This is a genomic window from Simonsiella muelleri ATCC 29453, from assembly GCF_002951835.1.
Taxonomy (GTDB): domain Bacteria; phylum Pseudomonadota; class Gammaproteobacteria; order Burkholderiales; family Neisseriaceae; genus Simonsiella; species Simonsiella muelleri.
This window is the reverse complement of the sequence record NZ_CP019448.1, coordinates 2,408,235-2,421,986: the sequence shown is the minus strand read 5'-3', so window position 1 is coordinate 2,421,986 and position 13,752 is coordinate 2,408,235. Positions and strand designations below refer to the sequence as shown.

General features: G+C 41.2%; 14 protein-coding genes and 1 tRNA gene. 4 read left to right on the top strand and 11 right to left on the bottom strand.

Translation table 11 applies throughout. The features are described 5' to 3' along the window. Positions 1 to 11: 11 nt before the first annotated feature. The 4 genes from rnhB to BWP33_RS11985 form a co-directional block, all read right to left on the bottom strand. Complete coding sequence (gene rnhB / locus BWP33_RS12000) at positions 12 to 617, bottom strand: ribonuclease HII (protein ID WP_002642770.1); 606 nt, start codon at positions 615 to 617, stop codon at positions 12 to 14. Positions 618 to 693: 76 nt separating this feature from the next. Then, positions 694 to 1,545 carry a GNAT family N-acetyltransferase gene (locus tag BWP33_RS11995; RefSeq protein ID WP_002642769.1) on the bottom strand — a complete coding sequence of 284 codons (852 nt, stop codon included), beginning with the start codon at positions 1,543 to 1,545 and terminating at the stop codon, positions 694 to 696. A 112-nt stretch (positions 1,546 to 1,657) separates the two neighbouring features. Continuing rightward, a tRNA-Met gene (locus tag BWP33_RS11990) sits at positions 1,658 to 1,734 on the bottom strand. A gap of 62 nt (positions 1,735 to 1,796) precedes the next feature. Further along, positions 1,797 to 2,153, bottom strand: coding sequence for a hypothetical protein (locus tag BWP33_RS11985; RefSeq protein WP_002642768.1), 357 nt, complete (start codon positions 2,151 to 2,153; stop codon positions 1,797 to 1,799). Positions 2,154 to 2,309: 156 nt separating this feature from the next. Here BWP33_RS11985 and ribF point away from each other — a divergent pair, with 156 nt between their 5' ends. After that, positions 2,310 to 3,233 carry a bifunctional riboflavin kinase/FAD synthetase gene (gene ribF / locus BWP33_RS11980; RefSeq protein WP_002642767.1) on the top strand — a complete coding sequence of 308 codons (924 nt, stop codon included), beginning with the start codon at positions 2,310 to 2,312 and terminating at the stop codon, positions 3,231 to 3,233. Between the two features lie 267 nt (positions 3,234 to 3,500). On the opposite strand, the gene BWP33_RS11975 is transcribed toward ribF, so the two are convergent. Further along, complete coding sequence (locus BWP33_RS11975) at positions 3,501 to 4,256, bottom strand: IS5 family transposase (RefSeq protein ID WP_002641156.1); 756 nt, start codon at positions 4,254 to 4,256, stop codon at positions 3,501 to 3,503. Positions 4,257 to 4,343: 87 nt separating this feature from the next. Between BWP33_RS11975 and edd the strand changes: the two genes are divergently transcribed. Further along, positions 4,344 to 6,176, top strand: a complete 1,833-nt coding sequence (edd, locus tag BWP33_RS11970) for a phosphogluconate dehydratase (protein WP_002642766.1) — start codon at positions 4,344 to 4,346, stop codon at positions 6,174 to 6,176. Between the two features lie 72 nt (positions 6,177 to 6,248). Here the strand turns inward: edd and BWP33_RS11965 are convergent, their stop codons facing one another. The 3 genes from BWP33_RS11965 to BWP33_RS11955 form a co-directional block, all read right to left on the bottom strand. After that, the gene (locus tag BWP33_RS11965) at positions 6,249 to 6,770 is read right to left on the bottom strand and encodes a pilin (RefSeq protein WP_002642765.1); all 522 of its coding nucleotides are present in this window, start codon (positions 6,768 to 6,770) and stop codon (positions 6,249 to 6,251) included. A gap of 259 nt (positions 6,771 to 7,029) precedes the next feature. After that, the gene (locus tag BWP33_RS11960; protein ID WP_002642764.1) at positions 7,030 to 7,551 is read right to left on the bottom strand and encodes a pilin; all 522 of its coding nucleotides are present in this window, start codon (positions 7,549 to 7,551) and stop codon (positions 7,030 to 7,032) included. A gap of 398 nt (positions 7,552 to 7,949) precedes the next feature. Then, a complete protein-coding gene (locus BWP33_RS11955; RefSeq protein ID WP_002642763.1) occupies positions 7,950 to 8,624 on the bottom strand; it encodes a YdcF family protein in 675 nt (224 codons plus the stop codon). A gap of 175 nt (positions 8,625 to 8,799) precedes the next feature. Between BWP33_RS11955 and ampD the strand changes: the two genes are divergently transcribed. Both ampD and BWP33_RS11945 read left to right on the top strand, forming a co-directional pair. Then, on the top strand, positions 8,800 to 9,372 hold the full coding sequence (ampD, locus tag BWP33_RS11950; protein WP_002642762.1) for a 1,6-anhydro-N-acetylmuramyl-L-alanine amidase AmpD: 573 nt from the start codon (positions 8,800 to 8,802) through the stop codon (positions 9,370 to 9,372). Positions 9,373 to 9,661: 289 nt separating this feature from the next. Next, positions 9,662 to 11,182, top strand: a complete 1,521-nt coding sequence (locus BWP33_RS11945; protein WP_002642761.1) for a fumarate hydratase — start codon at positions 9,662 to 9,664, stop codon at positions 11,180 to 11,182. A gap of 383 nt (positions 11,183 to 11,565) precedes the next feature. Here BWP33_RS11945 and cueR read toward each other — a convergent pair whose 3' ends face one another. The 3 genes from cueR to BWP33_RS11930 all read right to left on the bottom strand — a co-directional run bounded on the left by cueR (position 11,566) and on the right by BWP33_RS11930 (position 13,720). Next, positions 11,566 to 11,958: a Cu(I)-responsive transcriptional regulator gene (cueR, locus tag BWP33_RS11940; protein WP_002642760.1), complete on the bottom strand. Its 393-nt coding sequence runs from the start codon at positions 11,956 to 11,958 to the stop codon at positions 11,566 to 11,568. 194 nt (positions 11,959 to 12,152) lie between these two features. Then, positions 12,153 to 12,755 carry an opacity family porin gene (locus BWP33_RS11935; RefSeq protein WP_002642759.1) on the bottom strand — a complete coding sequence of 201 codons (603 nt, stop codon included), beginning with the start codon at positions 12,753 to 12,755 and terminating at the stop codon, positions 12,153 to 12,155. Between the two features lie 83 nt (positions 12,756 to 12,838). Beyond that, positions 12,839 to 13,720 (bottom strand): LysR family transcriptional regulator, encoded by an 882-nt coding sequence (locus BWP33_RS11930; RefSeq protein ID WP_002642758.1) that lies wholly within the window; start codon positions 13,718 to 13,720, stop codon positions 12,839 to 12,841. Between the last annotated feature and the right edge of the window lie 32 nt (positions 13,721 to 13,752).

Sequence of the window (13,752 nt, the reverse complement as noted above, 5' to 3'; positions counted from 1 at the left end):
ATTCATCAAATTTATTGATTGAAAAATTTTCCTTGCGCTAACAAAGCCTTAACAGGTGAAAAATCTGCTCGGTGTTCAGGCAGCACACCATATTGTCGCAATGCTGCCAAATGTGCTGCCGTGCCATAACCTTTATGTTTTTCAAAACCATATTGCGGATACAATGTTGCCAATGCATACATTTCCGCATCACGCGCCGTTTTCGCCAAAATGGACGCTGCTGAAATTTGGGCAATTTTGCTGTCGCCTTTAACCACAGCTTGGGCATCAATCCCCAATTCAGGTGGCACACGATTACCATCAATCCATACTTTTTCAGGCTTCTGATTCAACCCCAACACCGCTCGTTTCATGGCTAACATGGTGGCATACAAAATATTGTATTGCACAATTTCTGCTGGAGATGCAGACGCAATACTCCAAGCAATAGCTTGATTTTTAATTAATTCAGCTAATTTATCACGCTTTTTTTCGGATAATTTTTTGGAATCGGTCAAATCAGGCAAATCGTAATGGGCAGGCAAAATCACAGCCGCTGCAAACACACTGCCCACCAAAGGTCCTCGTCCTGCTTCGTCTACTCCTGCATGAGTAGCTAATACATTGTATTCATTCATATATCTAATTTTTAAACTGAAAAATCAGGCTGCCTGAAAACATTAATCTGTTCAGGCAGCCTGAAAAAAATAACCATTATTTCTGATAATCCATTTTACAAACAAAATGATACGCATGAATTTCAAAACCATGCTGGAAATAAATCCGATGCGCAGTTGTTCGCTCACCGCCTACGCTGCTATCAATATGAATTTCTTCAATATTTTGCTCGCTGGCAATGCGTTGAATTTCTGTTAATAATCTTGTGCCATAGCCATGTTTGCGATATTGTGGCAGCGTAACCAAATCATCAATATGTAAATGATTTCCACTTACTAAATTGGTTTCAACACGAAAACCACACACCGCCACGGGATTGCTCGTTCCACGTTCAAATACACCCAACAGACGATAGCCTTGCATACGTTGCACCTTATTAATTTGTTCAACAAAGCTGTTGATGTCTTTCAATTTGGGACGCAACACGCTCAACGCCGCAAACGCAATTGCTGTTTCATGCGGTGCAATTTCGCGCAATATGCTTTCGGGTTCTTCAAGTGTTTCAGGAGGCTGCTCGGGCATGGGTTCGGGGCATGACACGGTTTCTGGCGCAGCAATGACAGTATTTACCTCAACAGATTCTGCATTTGCGCCCTGCTCTGCCAACAATTCCCGATAAGTCAAAACGCATAAATCATTATCCGCCGCAAAATCCATCAAAAAACGGAACATACTGGGATTAATTTCCTGTAATTTTGGCACAATCGCCACACAACGAATTTTATCCATGACCACAGGCTGCACCCATTCATGATAGGATAGTCGGTTGTCTTTATTGAATGACGACAAAATGCCACATAAACGCTCCGCCCAATCGCTCGGACGAAACACTTTGCCTTTACTTGTTGTGCCGTGAATGATGATTTCATCAGGTTCGCAAATTGTCATAATCGGTTCATTATGGAAATTGAAAGATATAACTATTATAACCGATGAGAAAATAATTTTGTTGAAAATGAAACAAAAAACCACTTTGTTAAAATAACAAAGTGGTTGAATTTGGTTGCGGGAGCAGGATTTGAACCTACGACCTTCGGGTTATGAGCCCGACGAGCTACCATGCTGCTCCATCCCGCGTCTGAAGAATTGAACTATACTGCAAAATAAAATTGATGTCAAATTTTATTTTAGGCTGCGTATCAATTTAATTCACGTTCAATTTCATAATCCATTGTATTATCTGAATTTAAATCTATAGACGCATTCAAACGATACCGATTATTTTCAAAAGACAAATCTGCTTTATTGGTACGAATATCTTTACCAATCAAATGATAACCATGAGTTCTGGCTTTTGATTCAATATATTGCGATAACCGATACACATTGCTGCCACGCACCACCGATTTGACATACCATTCGCCATCACCACGGTCTTTGATTTTCACGATTGCACCGCGTGAAGATTGATACATTTCGGCAGGCAAATGTGGTTGCGCCATCGCGGTGTGAGCAGTTAAAAGCCATGCGGATAAAAATAACATTTTGTATTTCATTATAAAAAATCTCCAAATACTTTTTCAGGCTGCCTGAAAAATTAAGAAAACACCATTATATCGGTTTTTACTCCCAAATATTTTTCATTACGCACTATAAGCCTGCCTGAAAAATTATTAAAATACGATTTCATTAAAAAAAATCATACCAAAATCATGAATATTATTTTCGGAACACACCCATTTGTACCACAAGGCAGCGCAGTAACGATTGGCAATTTTGACGGCGTACACACAGGTCATCTCCATATTTTACAAACTCTTAAGCAACAAGCCGAACAACGCCAACTCGCCACCACCGCCATCATCTTTGAACCGCAACCCACAGAATTTTTCGCCCAACAATCTCCGCCCTATCGGCTCACGCCTTTACGCGACAAAATTCAATTGCTACAGCAATCAGGCTGCCTGAAAACTGTTTGGGTACAAAGATTTACTCCAAATTTTGCCAATAAAACTGCTCACGATTTTATTCAACACATTTTGTTGGGTCATTTAAATACGCGTTATTTATTGGTCGGTGATGATTTTCGTTTTGGCAAGGCACGCGGTGGCGATTTTGAATTGTTGCAATCGTATTCACAATTTGAAACACAGAATACGCCCAGCGTTTTGGTTTCAGGCTGCCGTGCCAGCAGCACCGCCGTACGCCAAGCTCTTGCGGCAGGCGATTTGCGCACCGCCACGCAAATTTTAGGACACGCCTACACCTTAAGTGGTCATGTGAAACACGGTGCCAAATTGGGGCGAACCATCGGTTGTCCCACCGCCAACGTGCATTTACCGAAACATTCCTACGCGTTACGTGGCGTGTTTGTGGTGCGCGTATTGACTGCGTTTGGCAAATACCATGGCGTGGCGAGTTTTGGTGTGAATCCAACTGTGTCCAATACATTGACTCCTAAACTAGAAGTTCATTTATTTGATTATTCTGGAAATTTATACGGCGAACGAATTGACGTGCAATTCCTACATAAATTGCGTGATGAAGAAAAATTCGCAGATTTAACCACTCTGCAACAACAAATTCAACAAGACATGCTCGATGCACAAACATGGTTGGCAAATATAGTCTTTTAAAATTAATAACCTGTGTTCTAGAAGTCAAGCGATTAAGATTATGAACACAAGTTCTAAAAATACTATTATCCGCTCCCTCATGTACGAATAGAATTTGATTGTTCAGGCTGCCTTAAAAGACTCATTTAGTAACAATATTACAGAAAATCTGTAAAACTGCATTAATTTTGCGATTTAAAAGCTAAAATCATTGTATAATGTTGTAAAATTACATATGCACCGATTAGCTTATTTTGTTTTATTTATTAGGGGCTAATGACATTTTAGCTATAATTTCAACCAAATCAAAGCACAAGCTAATGATACAGTACTTTCATAATTACGTTTTAATTTATCGTACCGTGTTGCCAGCGCACGAAAATGCTTTAATCGCGCAAAAGCGTTTTCTACCAAGTGCCTGATTTTATATAAATACCAATCTGTGCCCACATTAAGATGTTCTCTATTTTTCTTATATGGAATATTGGCTTTACTTTGTTTAGACTGAATTAACCGACGAAAAGTATCACTGTCAAAACCCCTATCAGCACACACGGTTTCATTATCACTTAAATCCAATTGTGCCAATAAATCAGGCGCAACAACAATATCATTTACATTACCAGCTGTAATGATAAATTCAATTGGATTACCACAAGCATCAACCGCTAAATGAATTTTAGACGTATGACCACCGATACTCTTACCAACAGCTTGATGCGTAATGGATTGTTTACCCATACCGTGTTGATGAACGCGGATATGGCTACCGTCCATAAAGACCCATTCCATATCGGGTGTATCTACCAAATGTTTGAATAATCGGGTAAAAATACCGCGTTTAGACCAGCGATTGAAACTTTGGTAAAGGCTGTTTGCTTTACCAAAATAACTAGGTATATCAGCCCATTGGCAGCCTGTACGTAAGCGAAATAGGATACCTTCTACTGTTTTGCGTAAATTTTTCTTGCGATAAATGCCAAGCTGTTTCAAAATAGGCAACAGTCTTGACCATGTTTCATTTGTAAGCGTGTTTCGGGACATGGCAAAGGTTTGGGATGGTTGCGTGGAAACAATATCTTAAATCCTTTGCCTCTTTTTTTGAATTGTCATTAGCCCCTAGGAAGCGACATGAAACCACTACACCCAAAATTAAAAGAAATCACCGACCGCATTATTGAACGTTCGCGCCCCACGCGTGAAGTGTATCTCAACCGAATCCGCGCCTTAAAACAACAAGGCAAAGTGGAACGCGACCAACTCGGCTGTTCTAATTTGGCGCACGGCTATGCGTCTATGCCCAAAACCATCAAAATTGAAATGCAAAAATCAGATGTGCCAAATATTGGCATGATTAGCGCATACAATGACATGGTGTCTGCGCATCAACCTTTCAAAGATTTCCCCGATTGGATTAAAGACGAAGCGCAAAAATTCGGTGCAACCGCCCAAGTGGCAGGTGGCACACCAGCCATGTGCGATGGCATCACACAAGGCTATGAAGGCATGGAATTGTCGTTGTTTTCGCGTGATGTGATTGCGATGAGTACAGCAGTGGGTTTGTCGCATCAAATGTTTGATGGCGCGTTGTTTTTTGGCGTGTGCGATAAAATTGTTCCTGGTTTGATGATTGGTGCGTTGTCGTGTGGTCATATTCCTGCACTGTTTGTGCCAGCTGGTCCAATGCAAAGTGGCATTGGCAACAAAGAAAAAGCACGTACCCGCCAATTATTTGCCGAAGGTAAAGTTGGTCGCGAAGCCCTGTTAGCAAGCGAAATGGGGTCATATCACAGCCCTGGTACTTGCACATTTTATGGCACAGCAAACTCCAACCAAATGATGATGGAATTTATGGGCGTGCATTTGCCAGCTGCTGCGTTTTTCAATCCTTACACACCCATGCGCGAAGCCTTAACACGCCATGCAGCCGCACACATGGCACAAAATCTGCGTTCAGGCAGCCTGAAACCGATTGGCGAAATGTTATCGGAAAAATCATTCATCAATGCGATTATTGGTTTAATGGCGACAGGTGGTTCAACCAACCACACCATGCACTTAGTCGCCATGGCGCGCGCGGCTGGCGTGATTTTAAATTGGGACGATTTTGATGAAATTTCTTCCATTATTCCACTGCTGATTCGCGTGTATCCAAATGGACAAGCCGATGTAAACCATTTTGCAGCGGCTGGTGGTTTGCCGTTTGTGATTCGTGAATTGCGTGAAAACGGTTTATTGCATGATGATGTAGACACCGTAGTTGGACACGGCATGGCGGCTTATACGCAAGAACCATTCTTGGACAACGGCAAATTAGTTTGGAAAGATGCCACTAAAAAAAGTTTAAACGAAGATATTTTACGCACTTACGATAACCCATTCTCTCCAGACGGTGGCTTAAAATTAATGAAAGGCAACATCGGACGCGGCGTGATTAAAGTATCTGCCATGAAACCCAATACCTTTGTCATTGAAGCCCCGGCCATTGTGTTTGATGACCAACGCGATGTATTGGCTGCATTTGAACGTGGCGAATTGGACGGCAAAGATTTCGTGTGTGTGGTTCGTTACCAAGGTGCGCGCGCCAATGGTATGCCTGAATTACACAAGCTCACACCGCCTTTGGCAATTTTGCAAGACCGCGGACAAAAAGTGGCATTGGTTACCGATGGACGGATGTCGGGCGCATCTGGCAAAGTACCTGCTGCGATTCATATGTCGCCTGAAGCATTGATGGGTGGTGGTATTGGCAAAATCAAAACAGGTGATTTAATTCAATTTAACGCGCATACAGGCGAATTAAATGTATTGGTTGATGCGAAAGAATTTGATGCGCGTGTTGCGCCGATGCCTGATTTGTCCAAAAACACACACGGTATCGGACGTGAATTATTTGCAGGATTCCGCAGCCAAACCAGCAGCGCGGAAACGGGCGCGATGAGTTTTGGTGGTGATTTCGCATAATTCAACAATTGCAAGGCAGCCTGAAAACCGAACAATGGTTTTCAGGCTGCCTTTTTGCGTGAATTCAATTTATTAGCGACATTCAGACGGTGCGTATTTAGCAGGTAATGTACCTGGTTGAGCGGCTCTCAACAAACGAGCGTTTGCTGTACCCGTACCTGTGCTGCTACAAGCCCAATCGATCGCGCCATGCACTTTTTCAGATAAGGCGTTACCCAACACGTGTGGAGTCAAAACAAGGGTTGCATTTTGTGCTTCTTTAGGCAAACTTTTATCATTCTTGATGTAAACAGAAATTGCACCTGTTATTTCATCAATTTGAATGTCTTCAACATATTTACTAATTTTTTCGGATTTGGGTTTAGACTTATTATACGCGGCGGCAGCACTGGTTACACCTGTGTACCCATCGGTTTCAAAGGCTTCTGCAATAAAAGTTTTGACAGATGATACCGCCAACAACGCTTCAGATATCTTCGCGCGAACAGTATAATCTTGATATGCTGGCAATGCAATTGCCGCCAAAATCCCAATAATAGCAATCACAATCATCAATTCAATGAGAGTGAAGCCCTTTTGCATATTGTTTTTCATCTAGATTTCCTTTAGAACCTGTGTTCGTAAGATTGATAACTTGATTTTATTAACAATTTTTGCGAATACTAGGCAACTTTTCAAGCCAATGCAGTAGGCGCATGAAGTGGCGATAAAAGCAAGCTATTAAGATGATGAAAACAGGTTCTTATTTATTATTTTGTATGACGAAAAGCAGAATCCTTAGAATTCTGCTTCTCATTGAGCAATCATGCCCAAATTTTCTATTTATTCAGCAATAAAACTTATCACTTAAAAATTAACGACACTCAGAAGGAGCGTATTTAGATGGCAAAGTACCAGCAGTTGGTGATGTTAAACCACGAGCAGTTGCAGTACCGTTTGCATTAGAAGCACAAGCCCAGTCAATCGCACCTTGCGCACCTTCAGCCAACTTAGCTTTTTTCACATATGGAGTGAAGACAATAGTTTTACCTTTAACTTCAGCTGGGAAACCTACGTTGCTAGCTTTAGACAACGTTACAGTGATTGCACCATCAGCTGCATTAACCACGATATCATCAACATATTTAGAAGATTTTTCAGACTTAGGTTTGGCATTATAAGCAGTAGCAGCAGTTGCTACACCAGACAAACTATCAGATTGGAATGCTTCAGATACCATGCCTTTAGCAGAAGAAGAAGCAATCAAAGCCTCAGAAATTTTTGAGCGAACAGTGTAGTCTTGGTAAGCAGGCAATGCGATAGCAGCCAAAATACCGATAATAGCGATTACAATCATCAACTCGATTAATGTGAAACCTTTTTGCATAGTTTTCATGTTTTATCTCCAAGATAGGGAAAGTTTGTTTAAAAAGAAATTTGTGTTACCAATTAAGCAACGTTTGCTGCTTACTTGCTGGTTATGTAGCAGAGTTTGTGCCTATTTCGCAACCAAGTACACGATGAGATTTTATTAAATTGATTTTATTAAAATTATTTTTAACTCAATTTACCAAAATTTTTCAGGCTGCCTGAAAATGGGGGAAAATTCGCCGTATTTTGTCATATTCAGACTAATTGGGTTGATTCCGTATTTTTTTTACAACAGTTTAACTGACAATTTTGGCATACGATTTGACTTTTTTAGGAAGAATGACATTTTGGGGCAAATTCATCGGTTTTCAGGCTGCCTGAAGGACTGCGCGTCCAGCGAATGCAATTCATAAAATCATCATTTCAGGCTGCCTGAATATTGTTGTCACGCATTACTGTCGCTGACAACAATATTTTTGCCGATGCCATCAAACCATTTTCCAAATAAAAATAAGTCAATGACAAAGTTTCTTGCAACATAAATTTCAAACGTGCTTTACGTTGTCCATAATATAAGCTGCTGGGCGTGGCCGACACATTCGCTGTGATGCCCAACGCTCGCGCCATCGCCGCTGCACGCGCCAAATGGTCTGGGTCACTCACAATAATCACGCTGTCTAGATGATGGTTGTGCATTAAAGTGCGGGTGTTGGTTAGGTTTTCGTAGGTGCTGCTCGATTCGGTATCTAATATAATGTCGCGTTGCGGCACGTTGAATTTTTGCATGGCGTAACGTTGCGCCACTTCCGCTTCAGTGGGGTAGCCAAACTTAGGCGTACCACCTGTGAAAATCATTTTTTGTACGGTATGTTGTTGATACAATTTAATGCCATAATTAATCCGTTCACGCAAAACAGGGGACGGATTGTTGCCCCAAGCCGCAGCTCCTAACACCACCACTGCATCGGCTTTTTGAGGTAACGGCTTTTCATGTTGTGCATAATCATAAACTTGCCACGCACAAAACACCACCAACAAACCACCACTCAACAGCATCAATCCAAATAATTTCAACACACGTTTTATTAATTTTTGCATAAAAAAATGGTTACTCACTTAATCATGTTTTTATTGTAATGATTATGGCTTTGATAGAAAAGATTTTTTTAAATTAACTAATTATTATGTTGGGTTTTTGACTATTTTTTTGCTAAATTTAAATGCTTTGAGCAATAAAAATGCTGCCTGAAAACAATTTTTTAAGGTTATCTAAATGAATACTTGGTTACACGGTCGCTGGCAACATGCCACGCAAAAATATTCCCCCAATTATGAATCCCGCCTAAATAAAAATGATATTTCTTTGATTGTATTGCATAATATTTCACTTGCACCATTTGAATACGGTTCGGACGCAGTGGAGTGTTTGTTTACCAATACCATTGATGCAAATGCCAATCCGTTTTTCACACAATTGGTGGATTTTCGGGTGTCATCGCATTTTTTTATTCGGCGCACGGGCGAAATTCAACAATATGTTTCGTGTGATGATATGGCTTACCATGCTGGCGTATCGCAATTTCATGGGCGCGAAAAATGTAATCATTATGCCATTGGTATTGAATTAGAAGGCTGTGATTTTGAACCGTTTGAATCAGCACAATATGATGCGCTGTTGGTGTTACTGGACGAATTATGTCAACATTATCCAATTAATGCGATTACAGGACACCAGCACATCGCGCCACATCGCAAAACCGACCCCGGACATTTTTTTGATTGGCAAAAATTGCAAGAACATCATTTACCAATAGATTGGAATGTTAACGCAATTCAATTGGCATGATTCAAGTAATCACGAATGTTTTCATAAAATGGAATAACTGTTTCGCAGGCAATCTGATATGCGATAAAATTCTAAGAACCTGTATTCATAGCCAACGTGAAATGGATTTTTGTCCCAGTTGGGGCGAATGCTAGGCGAATTTCGCGCCAATAGCGTTCTTCCTATTGGCATGAAATTCAACACAGCAGACGTGCTAAATGGGGCAAAAAGACATCACGTTTGGCTGTGAACACAGGTTCTAATTCTACTACCATAAAATCTCTACACTGTTAACCCAAAGGACACAACCATGACCATCATCAAACAAGAAGACTTTATCCAAAGTATTGCCGATGCGTTCCAATTCATCAGCTATTATCATCCGAAAGATTACATTCATGCTCTGACTAAGGCATTGGAAAAAGAACAAAATCCAGCCGCCAAAGATGCGATGACACAAATTTTAGTCAATAGCCGTATGTGTGCCGAAGGACACCGCCCAATTTGCCAAGATACAGGTATCGCCACCGTGTTCCTGAAAATTGGTATGAATGTGCAATGGGACGCGCAAATGTCGGTACAAGACATGGTCAATGAAGGTGTACGCCGCGCTTACACTCACCCCGATAATGTGTTACGCGCATCAGTTTTAGCTGACCCAGCAGGCAAGCGCACCAATACCAAAGATAACACGCCAGCCATCGTTCACATGGAAGTGGTGGCAGGCGACAAATTGGAAGTAACTTGCGCAGCAAAAGGTGGTGGTTCAGAAAACAAATCCAAAATGGCAATGTTAAATCCATCTGATAGCATCGTAGATTGGGTGCTGAAAACCGTACCAACCATGGGTGCAGGCTGGTGTCCACCAGGCATTTTGGGCATTGGTATTGGTGGTACACCCGAAAAAGCAGCATTGATGGCAAAAGAAAGTTTAATGAGCCATATTGATATTCAAAAATTGCAAGAAAAAGCCGCATCGGGCGCGGAATTGAATACGGTAGAAAAATTGCGCTTGGAATTGTATGAAAAAGTCAACGCTTTGGGGATTGGTGCACAAGGTTTGGGTGGTCTGACGACTGTATTAGACGTGAAAATTTTGGATTACCCAACCCACGCTGCATCAAAACCCATTGCCATGATTCCAAATTGCGCTGCCACTCGCCATGTTGAATTTGTATTAGATGGGACAGGCGCGGTCAAATTAGATCCACCCAGTTTGGAAGATTGGCCCGACATTACTTATAGTCCCGACAATGGTATTCGCGTAGATTTGGACAATCTGACCAAAGAAGATGTCAAACAATGGAAAATGGGTGATGTGTTGTTGCTTAACGGTAAAATCTTGACAGGTCGCGATGCAGCACACAAACGCATGGTGGATATGCTCAACAACGGTGAAAAATTACCTGTTGATTTTACAAATAAAATGATTTATTACGTTGGTCCTGTGGATCCTGTTCGCGATGAAATTGTTGGGCCAGCTGGTCCAACTACGGCAACACGAATGGACAAATTCACGCGCCAAATGTTGGAACAAACAGGGTTGCTTGGCATGATTGGCAAATCCGAACGTGGCGCGGCTGCCTGCGAAGCCATTGCTGACAATGGTGCGGTGTATTTGATGGCAACAGGCGGCGCGGCGTATCTCGTTGCCAAAGCGATTAAAGAAGCCAAAGTGTTGGCGTTCCCCGAATTGGGAATGGAAGCGATTTATGAGTTCGAAGTTAAAGATATGCCCGTAACCGTTGCAGTAGATTCTAAAGGTCAATCGGTTCATGCGGTTGCACCCAAACAGTGGCAAGCGAAAATTGGCATTATTCCTGTAGAATAATTGATTATTTTACAATATAAGGCAGCCTGAAAATATTTCATTTATTTTCAGGCTGCCTTTTTAGAACCTGAAACCTTTGCAAAATCCAAAAACTAACCCAAATCTCGTCATTCTCGCTAATGCGGGAATCTAATAGTAAAATTTAGATAATTGATTTATTTGACTTATTGAAAATTCATTTAAGATTGAAAATGGATTACCACTTACGCGATAATGACGACGGATAGTTTTGCAGAGGTTTCAACCTGTATTCATAGCCAACATAAAATAGATTTTTGTCCCAGTTGGTACGAATGTCAGGCGAATTTTATGCTAATAGCATTCCTACAGGCGTACCAAATGGTGCAAAAAGACATCACGCTTGGCGGTGAATACAACAGGTTCTATTCTTTCCCTACCAAACCCGCCAAAATACAGCAATTTGGTTGCTCATCGCCAGTGCATTGGTCATGCCATATTTGCAACGTATGTCGCATAGCTTGCAGCGATGCAATTTTCTTATCTAATTCAGCGATATGCAGCGCAGTCAAATCTTTCACATCACGGCTTTGCCGCGTCGGATTATCTTGCAACGCCAATAATTGCCCAATTTGCATCAACGAAAAACCCATATCTCGCGCATGGCGAATAAAATGCAAACGTTGTAAGTCGGTTGGCGCATAATCACGATAACCGCTCGGTGTGCGTTTAGCATGTGGCAACAAACCTTGTTTTTCATAATCACGAATTTGTTTGGTGGATAAACCTGTTTGTTGTGCGGCTTGACTGATGTTCATGACATTTTTTCAATAAATTTTTTTGATGAATAAAAGGAAATAAGGGCAGACAATCATATTATCCGCCCTCCATTTTTAAATCTAACGTATTTATAAAAAAAAGATATTTTTTCAATCTACTGTTACATAACAAAACCCAATCGTTTGATTACTCAAAAGGCAGCCTGATAATCAATCATCAAAATTTTTGATGATTAGAATGTGTAACGTAACCCCACTGATGCTTCATGTGTTTGCACACTTGAATCCAAATGGTTGTAGCGATAGCCTGCATCTACTGTGAAATGATTATCCAATTTATAATTCATACCAGCCAATACGCCTGGACTTACTTTAGTTGAACTATTACTATTGGAAATCAATGCATTATTACCGAATGCAATGCTTTCTTGTTTCACTTTGTTTACCGAGACACGCGCACCCACATAAGGTTGCACAGGTACTGGCAAAGCCGTATTGAAATCATAAATCGCCGAAACGCCCGCACCACGTACTTTGGTGGTGAATTTGTTGGTGGCGGTGCTGTCTTCAATGTTGGCATAATGCGTATAATCGCCAGCCACGCGCCAATCACCAAAATCGTAACCCACGCTCACACGTGGCATGATTTTGGATTCATTGTATGACGTTTTGATGGCATTGCGAACGGAATCATAATGCGTACCATCGGCTTTCATATAGGTTAAACCAATGTCGCCTTGAATATAAGCCCCTGTGATGGCATCAGCCAAAGCCGTATGAGATGCGGTTACGCCCAACAATACCAACAATGTTTTTTTCAGAAAAGTTTTTTTCATTCAATCCTATCCTTGTAAAAAATCATACGCCAAAATAGCGTATATACTTTCGCATTTTAACCGTTTTCAGGCAGCCTGAAAATCTAGTTTTTCCATTTTTCTGCAAAAAAATCAATAAAGCTACGTGTACGCGCATTCATAAATGCACGATTGGCATACACCACATAAAGTGGCACACCTTCAATTTGATAATCAGGCAAAATGTGAATCAATCGCCCAGCTTGCAAATCCACATCCGCCAACCACGCAGGCATATAGCCCAATCCCACACCAGAACGAATCAGAGCTGCAATCATTTGTGTGTTGTTGCTGCGCAATGTACCTTTCATAGGTAAAGGCACGGTTTGTTGTTGGTATTGCGCCACTAATTGTGATAAATCTGTGTAAGATGGCAAAATGGCTTCATGTTTGAGTAAATCTTCGTGATGTTCAGGCAGCCCGTATCGTGCTACATAATCGGGCGAAGCAACCAAATAAAATGGGATACGCGTCAAAAATTTTGCAATCACATTATCAGGCAATTGATGCGACAAGCGTAATGCCAAATCTTCGCCATCGGTATTCAAATCGACACGACGATTAGTTAAACTAAGAATCAGTTCAACATCAGGATATTGCTGACGATATTCAGCAATTAAATTGGCGAAAATGTCACACGAAAACCACAACGGCAAACTCACGCGCAAAATACCACTGGGTTTAACTGTGCCAGCCGACACCACATTTTCCGCTTGTCGCAAAATATCTAACGCCATCACACACTCACGGTAATAAATTTCACCTTGTTCAGTTAATTTGAGATGACGATTATTACGATAAAGCAGTTGAGATTGAATGGTCTTTTCTAAATGCGCAACATGTTTGCTTGCCATGGGAATGGAAATACCCAATAATTCGGCAGCGCGTGTGAAACTACCACTTTGAACCACTTGACAAAACACTTTCATACTTAAATATGTATCCATAAATAAACCTTTTTTCTATTTTTGGATCGCCT